Here is a 16474-nt window from a genome sequence, read left to right on the forward strand (position 1 = left end):
TTCGCGGCAACCAGCGGGTCACCGATCAGAATCCCGAGAACCGCTACCAGGCCTTGGAAAAGTACACGCGCGACCTCACGGCGCTCGCGCGCCGGGGAAAGCTCGACCCCGTCATCGGGCGCGACGAGGAGATCCGGCGCGTGATGCAGGTGCTGTCGCGGCGTACGAAGAACAATCCAGTCCTGATCGGGGAGCCGGGGGTCGGCAAGACGGCCATCGCCGAGGGTCTGGCCGGTCGCATCGTCTCCGGCGACGTACCGGAATCGCTGCGCGACAAGCGGATTCTGGCGCTCGACCTCGGCGCCCTCATCGCGGGAGCGAAGTTCCGCGGCGAGTTCGAAGAGCGCCTCAAGGCCGTGCTCAAGGAAGTCCAGAGCTCGAACGGCACCGTGCTGCTGTTCGTCGACGAATTGCACACGGTCGTCGGCGCCGGCAAGACCGAAGGCTCGATGGACGCCGGTAACCTGCTCAAGCCGCTCTTGGCGCGCGGCGAGCTGCACATGATCGGCGCGACGACGCTCGACGAGTACCGCAAGTACGTCGAGAAGGACGCGGCGCTCGAGCGGCGTTTTCAGCCGGTGATGGTCGACCAGCCGTCGGTCGAGGACACGATCTCGATCCTGCGCGGCCTGCGCGAGCGCTACGAGGCGCACCATGGCGTGAAGATCCAGGACGCAGCGCTGGTCGCCGCGGCGACGCTCGGTGCCCGGTACCTGCCTGACCGACATCTGCCGGACAAGGCGATCGACGCGATCGACGAGGCGGCCTCGATGGTCCGCCTGACGCTCGACTCGCGTCCGACGGAGCTCGACCAGCTCTCCCGGAGGATCCGGCAGCTGGAGATCGAGCGGACGGCGCTCGCCCGGGAAAAGGACCCCGCGACCCGCCAGCGGCTGGCCCAGCTGGAGAAGGAGCTCGCCAACCTCAAGGAGCGCGAGACCGCGGTGCAGGCCCGCTGGAAGAAGGAGCGCGAGCACGTGGAGCGGCTGCGCGCGCTGCGGGCGGAGCTGGAGGAGGCCCGGGCGAAGGAGGCCCAGGCCGAGCGGACCGGTGACCTGGAGGCGGCCGCGCGGCTGCGCTACGGCACGATCCCGGAGATCCAGAAGAAAACGGAACGGCTCTCGAAGTCGATCGAGGGGCGAGGCGTGCCCGGCCTCCTCCACGAGGAGGTCACGGAGGAGGATGTCGCGCTCGTCATCTCCAAATGGAGCGGCGTGCCCGTGAGCCGGCTCCTCCAGGGAGAGACCCAGCGCCTGCTCCGCATGGACGCGGAACTGCGGCGGCGGGTCATCGGACAGGACGAAGCGGTCGCGGCGGTCGCGGCCGCGGTGCTCCGCTCCCGCTCCGGACTTGCGGACCCGAACCGCCCGATGGGCTCGTTTTTGTTCGTGGGCCCGACCGGTGTCGGAAAGACCGAGCTCGCGAAAGCGCTCGCGGCGTTCCTCTTCCACTCCGACCGCGCGCTGGTGCGCATCGACATGAGCGAGTACATGGAGAAGCACACCATCGCGCGCCTGGTCGGCGCCCCGCCCGGCTACGTGGGCTACGAGGAGGGAGGTCAGCTGACCGAGCGGGTGCGGACCCACCCGTACACGGTCGTGCTCTTCGACGAGATCGAGAAAGCCCACCCCGACGTCGTCAACGTGCTGCTGCAGATCATGGACGACGGCCGGCTGACCGACGGCCAGGGCCGAACCGTGGACTTCCGCAACACGCTCATCATCATGACGAGCAACCTCGGTTCCGAACGGATCGCGGACGCGGCCTCCGACGAGGAGCGGCGCCGGCGCATCGAGCCGGCGCTGCGCGAGCACTTCCGCCCCGAGTTCCTCAACCGGCTCGACGAGATCGTGGTCTTCCACGCGCTCACCGAGAAGGAGATCCTGCGCATCGTCGACCTGCAGCTGGAACAGGTCGCCGCCCGCCTCGTGGACCGGCGCATCTCGCTGAGCGCGACCGATGCCGCGCGCACGCGCCTCGCCGCGGTCGGCTTCGATCCGCAGTTCGGCGCCCGTCCGCTCAAACGCACGATCCAGCGCCTCGTGGTCGATCCGCTCACGGTGAGGCTGTTGAGCGGGGAGGTCCCGGACGGCAGCACGGTGACCGTGGACGAGCGGGGGAGCGACCTCGCGATCGCGATCGGGCGGCCGAGGGCCGCGAAGGCCGCCGCATGAGCTCGGGTGTCACGATCGCGGTCGTCGGCGGGCCCCTCGCGCACGAACTCGGCAAGAAGGGGACGGCCTCGGATCTCACGCTCTACCACGCGGTGCGCGACGAGCACGCGGCCACGCTGGTCGAGCCGAGCCAGTTCCCCGAGCGGTTCCCGCCGCTCCTCGCCGCGCTCGCGATGGCCGACCGTTGCCTCCTCGTGGTCCCCGAGCTCTCCCGACCGGTCGCCGAGACGATCGCCACGGTCGAGCTCGCGGACGTGCCGACCACGATCGTGCGAGGTGCCGCGGTCGGACAGAGCGAGCTCGCACGAGCGCTGAAGGGCGGACGCCTCGAGACGGCGGAGCAGCGGCCGCTCGATCTCCCCGCCCTGCGAGCGCTCGTCGAGAGCTGGTCGGCGCCGATCGTCGACGGTCCGGTGGTGGTCCCCATCGACCACGCCTTTCCCGTGAAGGGCGTCGGTGCGGTCGCGCTCGGCGTCGTGCGGCGCGGCGTGCTGCACGCTCACGACAAGCTGCGTCTGTGGCCGGGCCCGAAGTCGGTCGAGGTCCGATCGATCCAGGTCCACGACATCGATCGAAGGGACGCCAGCAGCGGCGAGCGTGTCGGGGTCGCCCTGCGGGGCGTCGAGGCGGACGAGCTCAGTCGCGGGCAGGTCCTCGCCCCGGACGGTTCCCTGCGTGAGGGAGCGGCCCTGGTCGGCGGGGCGTTCGCACGATGCCGCTACTACCGCGGCGACGCCGGCCTCGGGGCCCAGGTGAACCTGGCCGTCGGGTTGCAGTCGGTCCCGGGCACGATCGACGAGCTCTCGGCGGCCGCGAGCCGGGTCAGCTCCGACCGGCCGGTCGTCCACGCGCCGGGCACGCGAGTCTACGTGATGGACCTGTCCGTCCCGCTGGGTCCGCGGTTGGTCGGCGCCTTCGCGCTCTAGGTCCCTCGAGGCTCCCGGGCCCCGCCTAGGCGAACATCGTGACGGACTCCTTGCGGAGCTCTTCCTCGCCGACGACCTTCTCGATGGCACGCTCGAAGTCGGAGAGCGTCACGCTGTCGCGCTCCTCCCGGATCGCCCACATGCCGGCCTCGGTGCAGACCGCCCGGATGTCGGCGCCGGTGGCGCCGTCGCACCGGCCCGCGAGCGCCTCGAAGTCGATCGGCTCGCGCAGCGCGATGCCGCGCGAGTGGATGCGGAAGATCTCCGCCCGGCCCTGGAAGGTCGGCACCGGGATCTCGATGATCCGGTCGAACCGGCCGGGGCGCAGGAGCGCGTCGTCGAGGATGTCGGGGCGGTTGGTCGCCGCGATGATCTTGACGTTCGAGAGCGGCTCGAAGCCGTCCATCTCGGCGAGCAGCTGCATCAGGGTGCGCTGCACCTCCCGGTCACCGCTCGTCGCGACCTCGAGCCGTTTCGCGCCGATCGAATCGACCTCGTCGATGAAGATGATCGTTGGCGCCTTCTCCCGCGCGAGCTGGAACAGCTCGCGGACCAGCCGGGCGCCCTCGCCGATGTACTTCTGCACCAGCTCGCTGCCGACGAGCCGGACGAAGGTCGCGTTGGTGTGGTGGGCGACCGCCTTCGCGATCATCGTCTTGCCCGTGCCCGGCGAGCCGATCAGCAGCACGCCCTTGGGGGGGTCGACGCCGACTTTCTTGTAGAGCTCGGAGCGGAGCAGCGGGTACTCGACCGCCTCCCGGATCTCACGGATCTGATCGGTGAGGCCCCCGATGTCCGAGTAGGTGATCGACGGCTTGTCCACGATCTCGCTCGCGGTGACGAGGGGATCGAGCGACGCGGGGAGGACCCCCATGACGGCCAGGGTCTGCTTGTTGAGCGCGACGCGGCTCCCGACGGTGATCTTCGAGTGCTCGACCGACTCCGCCGAGTTGACCACGAAGTCCGGCCCGGTCGACGACTTGACGATGACCCGGCCGTCCGTGAGGACGTCCCGCACGCTCCCGACGATCAGCGGTGGGTAGCGCAATCGGTCGAGCTCGGTCTTCAGCCGCTTGACCTCGCGCTGGAGGCGGAGGATCTCGGCCTCCATGTAGTGGCGCTCGCTCTCGACGCGCTTGATCGCCTCGGCGAGCTGGGTGTTCCGCAGCTCGAGGAAGTTCAGCCGGTCGAACGCCTCGTGGGGCGCTGCGGGCACGTCCGAATCGCTCATCGCAGTGAAATCCCGGCCTCCGCCGCGGTTCCCGGATATTCTCAAAGCGCGGTCCGCTTATAAGAAGTCGTCATTCGACGATGGTAACGGAGAGTTTTTCGTGACCCTCGCTGGCGGACGCGAGGTCCGTTCGTTCGCCCCGGGCCACGTGACCGGTCTGTTCGGCCGGATCACGGAGGCCGCCGACCCTCGCGCCCGAGGTTCGATCGGCGCCGGCATCGTCCTCGAGCTCGGCGTACGTGCGACGGCCCGGCACCAGCCCGACCGAGGTCGTCGGGTGCGCCTGACGAGCGATCTCGACCGCGCCCTGCCTATCTCCGAGGAGGTCGCCTGGCGCCTCCTCCCGGCGACCGCCGGCCGGCTCTCCGTGCACCTCGTGCACGAGCTGCCGGTCGGCCAGGGCTTCGGCATGAGCGCCGCCGGCGCGACCGCCACCGCCCTCGCCGTCGCCGGGGTTTTCGGCGAGAGACGCGCCAGGGCCCTCGAGGTCGCGCACCTCGCCGACCTGTTCGGGCGCGGAGGCCTCGGCGGCGTCGCGGCGATCGTCGGGGGCGGGGGCCTCGAGGTGCGTCGACGCGCCGGGCTGCCGCCCCGTGGCGAGGTCGTCCACCGCCCCTTGGATGGGGTGATCCTGCTCGGCGTCGTCGGCGCGGCGATCCCGTCGCCGGCCGCCCTCGCAGACCCCCGCGTGCTCGCGGACCTCCGGCACGCCGCGACGGGTCTGCCCGCCACGCTCGCTCGACTCACCCCGGAGCGATTCTGGTCCGCCAGCGAGCGATTCACCGACCGGGCCGGGCTCGCCTCGACCGAGGTGCGCCGTGCCCTTCGGGCGCTGCGGTCGCGCGGGTGCTGGGCGGCGCAGTCGATGTTCGGCGGCAGCCTATTCGCCCGACCGCGGTCGACCTCCCACCGGGCCAAGGCGCTCGCCTGGCTCGAGGACGCCGGGGTCCGGGCGGTGGAGGTGGGCGCGGCCCCGCGCGGCGCATTCGCCCGGCGCGCGCAACCGTTTTAATGGGAGTCCCGTCTGGGCCGCGCCCATGACCCGCAAGCCGGCCCGGATGTACCGCAAGATCGAGGGGCAGGTGTACACCCGGCGGGAGTACATGGGCGGGGTCCCGACCTGCCGCATCACCCAGTTCGACACCGGCGACCTACGCAGCGCCTTCCCCGTCGCGCTGTCGCTCGACACCGAGGAGGCCGCGCAGGTGCGCGACATCGCGCTCGAGGCCGCCCGCATCAGCGCCGTGCGCGTGCTCGAGAAGCACGCGCCGAACCAGTTCCATCTCAAGGTGCGGCGCTTCCCCCACCAGATCCTGCGGGAGCACAAGATGGCGATGGGCGCCGGCGCCGACCGTATCTCCGATGGGATGCGGCGCGCCTTCGGCAAGCCGGTCGGCCACGCGGTGCGCGCCCAGATCGGGACCGAGCTGCTCACCGTCTACACGACGGAGGAGCACGTGCCCGATGCCAAGGAGGCGCTGCGCAAGGCCTCCCACAAGCTGCCGGTGCCCACGCGGCTGAACGTGGTCCGCGCTACGTCTTCGTAGGCGACGGCCGGACGACCAGGACCGGGCACGGGGCGTGCTCGACGAGCGCGCTCGACACGCTGCCGAGGAAGATCCGCTTCGCGGTCGTGAGCCCGCGCGAGCCGACGACGAGGAGGTCGGTGGGGTGCTTGTCGAGATGGTCGAGCAGTTCGTCGACGATCACGCCCTCGTAGGCGATTCCGTCGACGGCGCCGAGGCCGGCGCCCTTCGCCTTCTTCACGGCGTCCTCGACGATTTGCCGGAACCGACCCAGCTCGCTCGGCGGCACGACGGCCGGCACGAACGGCTCGCTCGGCGCCATGTAGACCGGCACGAACGGTGCAACGCCGACGACGGTGAGCGAGGCGTGGTACTGACCCGCGATGTCGATCGCCACGTCGAGCGCCGCGTCCGCGTTCGCCGAGCCATCGACCGCGACGGCGAGCCGTCGGAAGATCCCCCGCGCCATCGACTCGCGCCAGCGGAGGCGGGCTACAAGGCGCTTTCGTGAAGATCGGATGACGCGGAGAGCGGGGCGGCCGGGCGCGGCCCTGGCCCCGCCCCGCAGCGCAACCATTTTAAACCGAGGGCTCGCCTCGCAATCACGGTAGGTGCCAGTCCGTGCCTCCCGTGTGCAGCAACTGCGGCTCGAGCGACTTTGTCTGGGCGAACGATCTGAAGACCGGCTCGATGGGCCGCGGCGGACTCTCGCTGCGCGCCCGCGGGGAGCTCTCGCTGGGGACGCGCATCTGTCGGGTGTGCGGTCACGCGGACCTGTTCCTCAAGGACCCTTCGACGCTCCGCCATCCCCACACGTGGCAGCCGGGCGAGTTCGTCCCGATCGGCGGCTCCAATTCGGCGGCGTCCGCTCGCAAGGCCGAGGCGGCACCCGCGCGTCCGGCGGACGGCGCGCCGGCCCCACCGGCGTCGCCGGTCCGCGCCACCGCGGCGGAGCCCATGGCGCCGCCACCTCCACCCCCACCGCCACCTCCCCCGCCCGAGCCGACCGTGATGCCGGCGCCGAGCGCTCCGGTCGCGTCCGTCGAGGAGTCCGCCGCGCGTCGCCCGGCCCGGCGTCGGTCGAAGGCCAAGGCGGCCCCCGTCGAGTCAGCGTCCTAGGACGAGTCGGGCCCCGGGCGCCGGGAACCGACGCGCATCGCCCGCGGGTAGCGGGGCATGGATTTGAACCATGGATCTACGGGTTATGAGCCCGTCGGGATTTCAGGACGACCGGCGGTGCCGGGCGCTTTCCTGACTACCCTACCCCGCTGCGGGTCGAGCTAGCCGGCTGCCGTATATGAAACTTCGAGTCGGAAACTCTGGGGGAGCCGCGTCGGCCGCCGCGGCGAGGCCCGGCGACCGAGCGTGTCCACGATAGCCGGGTGCGATCGGGCGCGTGCCGCAGCGCTCAGAGGATCGGCGCGGGCCGCGTGCCGGAATAGACCATGAGACCCGAGACCTCGACCGTGGTGGGCGTCGACGCGCTCGCTTCGTACTCCATCGGGTCTCCGCAGACCCCGTGGGAGAGGAACGCGAAGCCACCGGACGTTGCGTTCGTGACGTAGTAGAGCGCCGCGAATTCGTTGACGCCGAGCGCTAGGAACAGGCCGAATCGCTGCAGCACCTGCCCGTCCGAAGTGTTCCAGAGAAGTGAGATCGTCGCGTTGTCCTGCGGGTTCGAGGGATCGCAGTAGGTCGACGCCGGCACGAGCTTGATGTCGCCCGTCGGGAGCCCCATTTCGAACGAGAAGCTCGTTGCGACCGTCGCGCCGGTCGAGGCGAGGGGGAGTACCGCGAGGACGATCACCGCCGCCAGAGTCACTGAGGCCGCGACCGCGATCGCGGGCCAGCGTCGGCCGTTGACGGACGGAGGCGGGGGAGGAGGAGGCACCGTCCGCGTCATGGTACCGCGTCCCGCAGGGCCCCTCCGCCCACCCCCCGCGGTGAGGTTGCCGACCTAGATGAGCGTCCCCGGTGGCGATGGCCCGGCGCCATGCGCGCAGCGAGCGGCGGTGCCCCGCCGCTGGGTCAGCCGGTTCGGGCACGGAGGACCGGGCGCCGAACGCCCGTCGACTCCCGGGTCGGCTACTTCGCGTCGGAGGGCTCGGGGTCGCTCCACTCGTGGATCGGCTTCTTGCGGACCCCCGCCGCCCGAGCGAGCGCGTTCTTGGCGCCCTCTCGCGCGAGCCGGGGCGCTCCGGCGACATCCCTCTCGACATCGTGACCCATCGCGCCTAGGGCCTCGCGCATCTCGTGCAGGTGCTCTCGAAAGCGTGGCCGGTCGTTCTCCTCGGTCATGGTGATCCGGAGGACGCTCGCGCCGCCGGCCCAAAAACCTTCAGGTCCAGGCGCAGCGCGGCGTCCCCTTCCCGCCACCGGCTCCTCCGCCGGGCCGGAGGCCGGTCCCTACGGGCCCCGAACCCCGTCCCACGCCGGGGGCGGTCCGCGTGGGAGACGCCGGGGCCTTACCCATCGAGGTCCTGACGAGCGCGAGCGCCCACGCCGCCGAACAGCCACCGCGGGAGGCGTTCGCTCTGCGGATTCCACTCCTTGAGGCAACTCGTACGGGTGATCCCACGGCTAAGAGTCGCGCCGCGAGCGAATGAGCGGGTGACACGGGTGGCCTTCCCCGGCTAGCGAGCTCGCCTTCGTCGGGGTCGGTAGTCTCGCGGCCAGCGCTTCCTCGGAGGGCCGAGTTGTTTGCCCAGGATCAGTCCCCGACGTGAGAATCCGTTCCGGAAGTAGAGCCGCTGCGCTTTCTGGTTGGGGAAGAAAACGCTCAGACCCATCAGGTCGCAACCCTCGCGACGGAACCGCTCTTCCGTCTCGTGGAGCAGTCGGGTTCCGATCCCCCTCCCGCGCCACCTCGCGAGGACCGACAGGTCGCTGAGGTAACCAAAACGGGTCGGAACCTCCGTGGTTCGCTGGGCCGGGGAGAACTTGACCTGCCAGGCGACCGCGACGCCGGCCGTCTCGCCGTCTACCTGAGCCACGAGGATGAATCCCTGATCCTGTCGCACCCGATGCAGAATCTGACGAAGGAACAGCTTCCCGTGAGTCGGAAGGCGAACCGTGCGCCTCCACGGATCGAGAGGAACCATCGCGTCGTGCATCTCGTCCAGGCAGCGGACGACGTCGTTTCGGTCCGTGGACCGATAGTCTCGGATGACGAGCTTCAACGCGGTTGAAGGGCGTACGGGAACCGATAGATGAGCTCGCCGAAGTGGCCCGGCGACTTCGGCATGAATCCGGTGCGATGTCCCCGCGGGCGTGTGCTCCCCTCGAGAGAGGCCGGTCCCCGTTCGGGTCATGCGGGCCACGTGGGGGCCGACGGCCGGCGCCCTGAGGGGGACTCGGTACTCACCACTCCGGACCCCACCGCCCGGGGATCCGAAGCGGCGGTGATACGAGAGCCACGATCACGACGGGATCGACCCACGCGCGCGGCCATTGTTTCACCACCCTTCCCCAGGCGCCAAGGGTCCCCCCGAGGTCAGCCTCGAGCCGGAGCCCGAGCGCGATAGCGTTCCTCGATCGCCGTCGCGAGGCGGCCCCACGTAGCCGAGACTCGCCGTCGCAGCTCCCTTGGCGTCGGGAAATCTCGAGTCACCCAGCGCTCGGTGACGTACAGCTCAAGGCGTGTCTTCCTCGGTCCCAGCCGGACCAGGTGGTAGTCGAGCGCCATGCGGTCGGTTTCGTCGATCTGATCGGTGTGCCAATCCGCGGGCGGATGGAGCCGGACGACATCCACGGCGATATCCGGGTCGTGCGACCCGTTAGGCGCTAGCCGTACTCGTACGACTCGGTGCGGCGAGATACGGAGCACCCGGAACCGGGGCTTGATCGCGCCTTTGCGGCCGAGCCGCCCGTCATCGGAACGATAGTCGGTGCACCAATCGTAGACATACCTGAGGGGTGCGTGGACCGTCTTGGAGACTCGGACCGTCGTCGTCGCGAACACACGATGGCCCCGCTGCGGCATGCCGTGGGGACAGCCAGGGCGTACTTGAATGGTGGAGTGGCCGTCCGCGTTATCGTCGGCATTGTTGGCAGCTCGGCTACGCGCCGACGTGCCCGGAGATACTCCGGCCGACCGAATCACGGGCAGGGCCTGGGTCATAGCGGAAAGGCCCGCCTTCGTTCCCTGGGCGGGTGAGCGAGTTCTAGCCGACCACTCGGCAGAGGCGGGTTCTTCCCGTCCGAGCTCGACGATCCTGCGTGCGCGCCGGAAGGTCAGCCGGACGGGTCGAGCGATGGCAGGTCGTGAGGAAGAAATTTCAGCCGGGAAGGGGTGTGATCTACGGGTTCGAAGCCTCGCGGGGAGGCTCCCGAGAACGGGTGCACTCGGCAGACGTTCGCCCCGCGGCCAAAGGACCGTGAGAATCGGGTGCCTTCCACTCGCTGAAGGTCCCCACGGGGCGATTCGTTCGACCTGCGACCATTCGAGGGTCACACTATAGGCCCGATTTCTTGAGCAGCTGAGCGAATCGAGGATCCTTACGGACTGGCTCCGCGAGGGGGCTTAATCGCCAGAAGTGAAAGGGGATCTGCCGTCGTTCCCACATCGTTTCCAGGACTCGAAAGCATTCGTCCCGGTCACCGAGGAGAGCAAGCGTCATGGCCCTGCCGTGGAGCGTCTCCTGGGTTTCCCGCCGGCCGCGGAGCTCCTGGAGAAGGTCCCTTGCCATGTCTGTTTGCCTCGCCAAAGCATAGATTATGGCCCGAGCGAACGAGGTCCCACGGTAGCCATCATCGGTGGGCAGCTCCTCCGCGCGCAGAACTTCTCGCACGGCACTCTCGAAGTCCGAACGCTGAGCGTAGTAGAAGGCAAGTCCCTCGTGGTAGTCGTGACCCCCAGGATCGAGCTGGGCGAAACGGTCCAACGCCTGCTTCGCTTCGTCGAGTTTCTGGAGGTACAGAAGGAGTCCCACGTGAAAACCGACGACGGTCTTGGACTGGGGGTCGGCCTCCTCAGCCAGTCTCAGCTCCCGTAACGCCTCCTGCGGGCGGACCTCCTCCGCGAGAAGTGACGCATACCACAGACGGGTCTGGGAGTAGCTCGGATTCAGTGAGAGCGCTATCTTCGCCTCGTTCTCCGCGGCAGACCATTCTTCCTTTGTCAACGCACCGTTGTACAAAAAGTGGCCAAGCGCGCCATGCGCCTCGGCGAGATTTGGATCAAGCTCGATAGCGCGGGAAGCGAACCGATGGCTGGGTTCTACTCTGGTTCTTTCCGCTGTATGATAGAATATGGCGAGCGAATGAGTTACTTCCGCGAGCCCGGCGTACGCACGAGCATTTTGTGGGTCGAGGGAGACGGCCCGTTCGAACTGTTCCCGAGCCTCGTTCAATGATTTTTCGGATAGGGAGTCGAGTTCTGCCTTTCGACCCTTGAGGTAGGCCACGTAGGATTCCGGGTCCACGGTTCGACTTCCGGCGAGTCGAGCTGCGTCGCCCTCTTGGACGCGGACCTTGAGAACCGGTGCAACCTTACTCGCTACTTCGGCCTGGACCGCGAAGACATCCTCGAGTTCACGATCGTACGTCTCCGCCCATAGGTGTTCCTGGGTGGTGGTGTCGATCAGCTGGAGGCTGATGCGTAGCCGGATCCCCGCTTTTCGAACACTTCCCTCCAGAATCTGGCTCGCTCCGAGCTCGATACCGATCTGGGGCACTGGTTTCGGCGTCGACTTGTACTGCTTGACCGAGGTGTGAGCGATTACCCGCAGCCCGCGCAGCTGGGACAGGACGGAGATGAGTTCCTCCGTAAGGCCATCCGCAAAGTACTCATCTTTCGGGTCAGGACTGATACTGTCGAGGGGCAGGACCGCTAGGCGAGGCACAGTTGGTCCTTTGGCGGGTTCCTCTTTGGCGGTCCACGGGAGGACCACGCGATAGACCTCGATCGGTTCCCGAATTCCCTTCAGATTCCTTGGACCGAGCTTCTCGAGCTGGTAGGGCACCTTGTTGTGCACCTGGTCGAAGACTTGTACCGAGAAGCAGACTCCCCCCTCTTCTGCGAGAGGTTCGATCCGGGATGCGATGTTGACGGCGTCCCCGAAAATGTCGGTCCCTTTCTCCTGAACGTCCCCCAGATGAATTCCCAGACGCAAGCGAAGAGGGTGGGCCCCCTCCTGCGTGTTGCGCTCATGCACGGATCGCTGGAGGTCCACCGCGCACTGTAGCGCATCCAACGCGTTGGGGAACTCGACCAGCGTCCCGTCGCCCATGGACTTGATCTTGCGGCCCCGGTGGGCCACCAGGGTCGTCCCGATCAGTTCTTCCTGCTCTTCGAGGAGCTGGAGCGCTCCCGCCTCGTCCCGATGAGTGTCCTGAGTGAATCCCTGAAGATCGGTGAACATGATGGCGGCGAGGCGACGGGTTGCAACCACGGCCCGGAGACGTCCCGCGATAGATTAAACGCTGAGATTCAATGAGTCGGACCCGAAACCGTGAGTCCCGAAACGGCCGGTTCTTTCCTGAGGACAACCTTCGTATTCGGAGGTCGCCTTTTGGGCACAACGGCTTCTTCTCGGCCTGGCCCACGGATCCCTTTCTTCGAGCCGCGCAAGCCGCCGATCGAATCTCAAGAGAACCAAGGGTGAGCGAGAAAATTCAGCCGCGGGAGGGGTTTGAACTAAGGGTTCAGATCCGCCCCGAAGGGGCCCGGTCCGAGACCACCTTTCGCAACCGTTTCAGCTTGTCGTAGAACTCGGGCAGCCGGAATCCGAAAGCGATGAAAACCAGAGACTCGCCCCGGCGGAAGTAGATACCTCGCCAGAGATCCCGTACGTGGAGCGAGTACAGCCCTCCGGTCGCGATGCGCTGGCGTTGCCGCAATTCCTCGGCGTACCACTCGGGTCCTCGGGCGAGCGGAGTATTGCTCACAGCCAACTCTCGAAACGCCGCGATGAACACTTCTCGGACATCGGGAGGGAGCGCGAGAAACTCGGTGTCCGCCTCCTCGTCGCTCGCGAGGCGAAACGGCACGGTGCGCTCAGTACGGCTGCTCTCGGCTGCGAACGATGAGCTCCTCGATAGGATGCGGCCGCCCCTCTCGAATCCGACGGGCCAGCTCCGCCATGGTCAGCTGGGTCGGGTGGGCGATGATCAACCCGCGAATGACATCGTCGTAGGTGGCGCCGCCGGTCTTCAGACCCTCCAATAGCTTCCGCGTCTCCTGAGAAACCGTGATGGTCGTTGCTGCCATGGCTCAGGTCAATTGCAATTATGGCTATGTTGCAGTTAAAGCTATTGACACGCCAGAAACATGGCCCTTCGAAGGCCGTTGGTTTGGAGCCGCGGGAGGGATTTGAACCCTCGGCCTGCTCCTTACCAAGGAGCCGCTCTGCCAGCTGAGCCACCGCGGCGCGTCAGCGCTTACGGGATGCGTGGGGCCTCTTGCGCTTTCGGGTCGCCGCGGAGACGCGCGGGCGCGCCCACGGGAATCCGTCCGAGCGCTGGACCCAGTCCCGGCGGGAGAGGAGCGGCGGCGGCTGCCGCGTGAGGAAGGCGTTCATCCCCTCGCGCTGATCCACGCTCCCGAAGAGCTGGGCCCACAGCTCGAGCTCGTAGCGCAGGCCCGCGTCGATGTCGGGATACATCGCCCGGTGGATCGCGTACTTCGCGGCGGCCAGAGCGAGCGGCGGCTTGCGTGCCAGCTCTTCCGCGAGCGCGAGCGCGGCCGGCAGCAGCTCGGAGCGCGGCACGACGCGGTCCACGAACCCGGCTATCGCCGCGTCGGCGGCGGTGACGGGCCGCCCGGTGAGGATCCACCGTCGCGCCCGGGCCGGGCCGATCCGCGCCGGCAGTCGCTGACTGCCGCCCCAGCCCGGGAGGATCCCGAGATTGATCTCGGGTTGCGCGAACTGCGCGTCCTCGCTCGCGACGACGAAGTCGCAGGCGAGCGCGATCTCACAGCCTCCGCCGAAGGCGACCCCGTGCACGGCCGCGATCACCGGTAACGGCAGCCGCTCGATCGTCCGGGTCAGGGCCTGGCCGAGACCCCCGTAGTCGAGCGCCTCGGCCCGGCTCATCGGCGCCATGTCGCGGATGTTCGCCCCCGCGGAGAACGCCTTTTCCGCGGCCCCGGTGAGCACGACGGCACGCACATCCTCGTCGTCCGGCGCCGTCGCCAGCCGACGCCCGAGCTGCTCCAGCACCGGGCGGCTGAGCACGTTCACGGGCGGGTGGTCGATGGTGAGGACGAGGGAGGGACCGATCCGCGCGGCCCGGACGAGCTCCGGCGTTGGGTCCATCGTCGTGCGGACCCGTGCCGTCCTATTTAGCCCGCACGGCCTCCCGGTCCCCGGTACATCAAATCGATGACTCCCACGGTGGTCGCGACCTGGTTCGGGGTCTTCCTGGTCGATGCCGCGCAGGTCGTCGACACGCAGCGGGCGCCGCTCGACGCGGGAGCGCTCGCGGAGCGGGCTCGCGCCCGACGGGAAGGACAACTGACCCCCGAGGAGATCGCGCTGCTGGCGCGACGGGGCTCCGCGGAGTGGGGAACGCGGGATCGGCGGCTCGCCGACCACGGACTCCGGCTCGACTTCGCGGCCGCGTTGCTGCCCGCTGGCCTGGAGCCGCCGGACGCGCGAGTGCGATGGCGCGAGGCCCTGCTCGCGGAGGCCGAGCGCGCTCTGGCCGCCGCATGGGACCCGTCCGTCCATGTCGAGGAGGCGGTGCGCGCGGCGGCAGACCTCGATCGCGTCCGGAACCTGGTCGGGGAGCGACTCGGCAGTTGGGTCGCCCGGGACGCTCCGGAGATCGATCCCGGCGATCACGAGCGGGCCGCGCGGCACGCGCTGGGCCCCACCACCGGCTCCCGACTCGGCCCGGCCGACCCCGAGCTGCGCGAGGCCCGCCGGCAGCTCGCCGAGCTGTACGATTCGCTCGGCACCGTCCGCGCCCAGTTGGGCGCCGCCGTCGCTGCCGCCACTCCGCAGCGGGCTCCGAACCTCGCGGCTCTCCTCGGGCCCGAGCTGGCGGCCCGCCTCCTCGCGCACGCCGGCGGCCTCGATCGCCTGGCGCGACTGCCCGCGAGCACGATCCAGGTGCTCGGGGCCGAGAGCGCGTTCTTCGAGCACCTTCGGGGACGGGCGCCGCCGCCCCGGCACGGGCTGCTCTTCCTGCATCCGGCCGTCCAGTCGGCGGTCCGGCGGGATCGGGGCCGACTCGCCCGAACGCTGGCGGGCAAGGTCGCGATCGCCGCCCGGCTCGATCACGCCGGGGCTCCGGTCGACCCGGCGCTCGCGGCGTCGTTCCAGGCCCGTCGCGATCGGATCCGCTCCGAAGGCGCGGGCCCGCGCGGCCCGGGCGGCCGGCGCGGTTCAGGGAAGCCACTTGACCGTGCAGCCGGCGACCGATAGCTCGGCCGGTCGGACCGGGCTGCCGGCGAGCGCCTGGTCGAGCGCGCGCTCCAGATAGCGCTCGGTCACCCGCTCCGGGTGCTGGTGGTCGTTGTCGATCCGCCCCTGGAACAGCAACCGGCGGTCCCGGCCGAAGAGCATCGGGTGGGGCGTGACGAGCGCCCCGTAGGCGTGCGCGATCTCCTGCGTCTCGTCCTGCAGATACGGGAACGGGTAGCCATGCTCCGCAGCCCGACGGACCATGGACTCCAGGCGGTCCTCGGGGTAGGCCCGGTCGTCGTTCGAGTTGATCAGGAAGACGTCGACCCCTTTCGGGATGTACCGGCGTCCCAGCTCGACCATCCGGCCCTCCCAGGCCCGCACGTACGGGCAGTGATTGCACCAGAAGACGACCAGGACGAGGTGGTCGTTCGGGACATCCGAGAGACGGTAGGTCTTCCCGTCGACGCCCGGCAGGGCGAACTCGGGCGCGGGATCGCCGGCGTGGAGCCGGAACTCGCTCATCTCAGCCATGCGGTCTCGGATGCGAGGGCGTTCTTAGCGTTTTGAGGCCATGGACGGTGCGTCGGGCGTGCCGCAGGGTCCGCCGATCGTCGCGGGCATGATCCCGCTGGCGGAGAGCCTCGGCCAGGACGAACGGTCGTTGAGGGCCGGGCGCCACCGGGCGCATGCCGCGGCGCTCTCGGATCGATCGGTGTCCTACGGCGTCGGCGTCCGGGGCGCGCCGGCCTATCTGGCGCGCGCTCGCGAGCTCGGGATACCGGCGCTCCGCCGGACGACCGGCGGCACCGGCCTCGTGCACCTCGCCGGCGATCTCGTCTGGTCGATCGTCCTACCGCGCTCGGATCCCCGGGTGGGGCGGGACTTCGTGCGCGCGTACGCACGACTCGGCGAGCCGCTCGTGCGCTTCTTCGTGGGGCTCGGCCTCGACGCACGCTGGTCCGATCCGCCGGGTCTCGTCGACGACTACTGCCCGTTGAGCGCCCGCGGTTCCGTCCTCGTCTCCTCGGGCCGCGTCATCGGCGCCGCGGCCCAGCACCTGTCCCGAGACTCGCTCCTGCACCAGGGGACCGTGTTCGTGTCCGTCGATCGGCCGCTCATCGCCCGACTCTTCGGGATCGCCGACGGGACGATCACGGCCCGTCTCTCGGGTCTCAGGGAGCTCGGCCTCGAGCGCCGTGCGCCGGCGTCGCTCGCGTCGGATCTCCAGCGACTCCTCGCCAGCGCCTTGGAGCGCCCGGGCTGA

The 16474-nt window shown here is 69.2% G+C and carries 18 protein-coding genes and 2 tRNA genes; 7 read left to right on the top strand and 13 right to left on the bottom strand.

Annotation, left to right across the window (positions count from 1 at the left end):
• Together VEL82_04695 and VEL82_04700 are read left to right on the top strand one after the other, a co-directional pair.
• The coding region (locus tag VEL82_04695) for an AAA family ATPase (GenBank protein ID HXW67156.1) at positions 1-2174 on the top strand (2174 nt) is incomplete at its 5' end.
• On the top strand, positions 2171-3100 hold the full coding sequence (locus tag VEL82_04700; protein HXW67157.1) for an EF-Tu/IF-2/RF-3 family GTPase: 930 nt from the start codon (positions 2171-2173) through the stop codon (positions 3098-3100). The genes VEL82_04695 and VEL82_04700, both read left to right, overlap by 4 nt.
• Before the next feature lie 25 nt (positions 3101-3125).
• On the opposite strand, the gene VEL82_04705 is transcribed toward VEL82_04700, so the two are convergent.
• Positions 3126-4331: a proteasome-activating nucleotidase gene (locus VEL82_04705; GenBank protein ID HXW67158.1), complete on the bottom strand. Its 1206-nt coding sequence runs from the start codon at positions 4329-4331 to the stop codon at positions 3126-3128.
• Between the two features lie 100 nt (positions 4332-4431).
• Between VEL82_04705 and VEL82_04710 the strand changes: the two genes are divergently transcribed.
• On the top strand, positions 4432-5343 hold the full coding sequence (locus VEL82_04710; protein HXW67159.1) for a hypothetical protein: 912 nt from the start codon (positions 4432-4434) through the stop codon (positions 5341-5343).
• 25 nt (positions 5344-5368) lie between these two features.
• Complete coding sequence (locus tag VEL82_04715; protein ID HXW67160.1) at positions 5369-5878, top strand: 50S ribosomal protein L16; 510 nt, start codon at positions 5369-5371, stop codon at positions 5876-5878.
• On the opposite strand, the gene VEL82_04720 is transcribed toward VEL82_04715, so the two are convergent.
• On the bottom strand, positions 5865-6326 hold the full coding sequence (locus VEL82_04720; GenBank protein ID HXW67161.1) for a universal stress protein: 462 nt from the start codon (positions 6324-6326) through the stop codon (positions 5865-5867). The genes VEL82_04715 and VEL82_04720 overlap by 14 nt on opposite strands.
• 152 nt (positions 6327-6478) lie before the next feature.
• Here VEL82_04720 and VEL82_04725 point away from each other — a divergent pair, with 152 nt between their 5' ends.
• Positions 6479-6976 carry a hypothetical protein gene (locus VEL82_04725; protein HXW67162.1) on the top strand — a complete coding sequence of 166 codons (498 nt, stop codon included), beginning with the start codon at positions 6479-6481 and terminating at the stop codon, positions 6974-6976.
• Between the two features lie 48 nt (positions 6977-7024).
• Here the strand turns inward: VEL82_04725 and VEL82_04730 are convergent.
• The 10 genes from VEL82_04730 to VEL82_04775 all read right to left on the bottom strand — a co-directional run bounded on the left by VEL82_04730 (position 7025) and on the right by VEL82_04775 (position 14115).
• Positions 7025-7127, bottom strand: a tRNA-Met gene (locus VEL82_04730).
• Positions 7128-7265: 138 nt separating this feature from the next.
• A complete protein-coding gene (locus tag VEL82_04735; protein HXW67163.1) occupies positions 7266-7760 on the bottom strand; it encodes a hypothetical protein in 495 nt (164 codons plus the stop codon).
• Between the two features lie 182 nt (positions 7761-7942).
• Positions 7943-8155: a hypothetical protein gene (locus tag VEL82_04740; GenBank protein HXW67164.1), complete on the bottom strand. Its 213-nt coding sequence runs from the start codon at positions 8153-8155 to the stop codon at positions 7943-7945.
• A gap of 335 nt (positions 8156-8490) precedes the next feature.
• Entirely contained in the window at positions 8491-9036 is a 546-nt protein-coding gene (locus VEL82_04745) for a GNAT family N-acetyltransferase (GenBank protein ID HXW67165.1), read from the bottom strand.
• Between the two features lie 314 nt (positions 9037-9350).
• Positions 9351-9608 carry a hypothetical protein gene (locus VEL82_04750; protein HXW67166.1) on the bottom strand — a complete coding sequence of 86 codons (258 nt, stop codon included), beginning with the start codon at positions 9606-9608 and terminating at the stop codon, positions 9351-9353.
• A gap of 703 nt (positions 9609-10311) precedes the next feature.
• Positions 10312-12249: an adenylate/guanylate cyclase domain-containing protein gene (locus VEL82_04755; GenBank protein HXW67167.1), complete on the bottom strand. Its 1938-nt coding sequence runs from the start codon at positions 12247-12249 to the stop codon at positions 10312-10314.
• Positions 12250-12502: 253 nt separating this feature from the next.
• Positions 12503-12847, bottom strand: coding sequence for a hypothetical protein (locus VEL82_04760; protein HXW67168.1), 345 nt, complete (start codon positions 12845-12847; stop codon positions 12503-12505).
• Positions 12848-12854: 7 nt separating this feature from the next.
• Entirely contained in the window at positions 12855-13067 is a 213-nt protein-coding gene (locus VEL82_04765) for a hypothetical protein (GenBank protein ID HXW67169.1), read from the bottom strand.
• Between the two features lie 84 nt (positions 13068-13151).
• Positions 13152-13227 (bottom strand) — tRNA-Thr (locus VEL82_04770).
• A gap of 3 nt (positions 13228-13230) precedes the next feature.
• On the bottom strand, positions 13231-14115 hold the full coding sequence (locus VEL82_04775; protein ID HXW67170.1) for an enoyl-CoA hydratase/isomerase family protein: 885 nt from the start codon (positions 14113-14115) through the stop codon (positions 13231-13233).
• A gap of 78 nt (positions 14116-14193) precedes the next feature.
• Here VEL82_04775 and VEL82_04780 point away from each other — a divergent pair, with 78 nt between their 5' ends.
• The gene (locus VEL82_04780) at positions 14194-15228 is read left to right on the top strand and encodes a hypothetical protein (GenBank protein HXW67171.1); all 1035 of its coding nucleotides are present in this window, start codon (positions 14194-14196) and stop codon (positions 15226-15228) included.
• Here the strand turns inward: VEL82_04780 and VEL82_04785 are convergent.
• Positions 15190-15741 carry a thioredoxin family protein gene (locus tag VEL82_04785; protein ID HXW67172.1) on the bottom strand — a complete coding sequence of 184 codons (552 nt, stop codon included), beginning with the start codon at positions 15739-15741 and terminating at the stop codon, positions 15190-15192. The genes VEL82_04780 and VEL82_04785 overlap by 39 nt on opposite strands.
• A 58-nt stretch (positions 15742-15799) precedes the next feature.
• On the opposite strand from VEL82_04785, the gene VEL82_04790 reads away from it, so the two are divergent.
• On the top strand, positions 15800-16474 hold the full coding sequence (locus VEL82_04790; GenBank protein ID HXW67173.1) for a hypothetical protein: 675 nt from the start codon (positions 15800-15802) through the stop codon (positions 16472-16474).

Source organism: Thermoplasmata archaeon, from assembly GCA_035622275.1.
GTDB lineage: Archaea > Thermoplasmatota > Thermoplasmata > Lutacidiplasmatales > UBA184 > Lutacidiplasma.

Bases quoted from the DNA above. Each gene is read 5' to 3' on its own strand.
- VEL82_04720 (HXW67161.1), bottom strand. From the start codon at position 6,326: ATGGCGCGGGGGATCTTCCGACGGCTCGCCGTCGCGGTCGATGGCTCG.
- VEL82_04735 (HXW67163.1), bottom strand. From the start codon at position 7,760: ATGACGCGGACGGTGCCTCCTCCTCCCCCGCCTCCGTCCGTCAACGGC.
- VEL82_04740 (HXW67164.1), bottom strand. From the start codon at position 8,155: ATGACCGAGGAGAACGACCGGCCACGCTTTCGAGAGCACCTGCACGAG.
- VEL82_04715 (HXW67160.1), top strand. From the start codon at position 5,369: ATGACCCGCAAGCCGGCCCGGATGTACCGCAAGATCGAGGGGCAGGTG.
- VEL82_04705 (HXW67158.1), bottom strand. From the start codon at position 4,331: ATGAGCGATTCGGACGTGCCCGCAGCGCCCCACGAGGCGTTCGACCGG.
- VEL82_04775 (HXW67170.1), bottom strand. From the start codon at position 14,115: ATGGACCCAACGCCGGAGCTCGTCCGGGCCGCGCGGATCGGTCCCTCC.
- VEL82_04765 (HXW67169.1), bottom strand. From the start codon at position 13,067: ATGGCAGCAACGACCATCACGGTTTCTCAGGAGACGCGGAAGCTATTG.
- VEL82_04785 (HXW67172.1), bottom strand. From the start codon at position 15,741: ATGGCTGAGATGAGCGAGTTCCGGCTCCACGCCGGCGATCCCGCGCCC.
- VEL82_04700 (HXW67157.1), top strand. From the start codon at position 2,171: ATGAGCTCGGGTGTCACGATCGCGGTCGTCGGCGGGCCCCTCGCGCAC.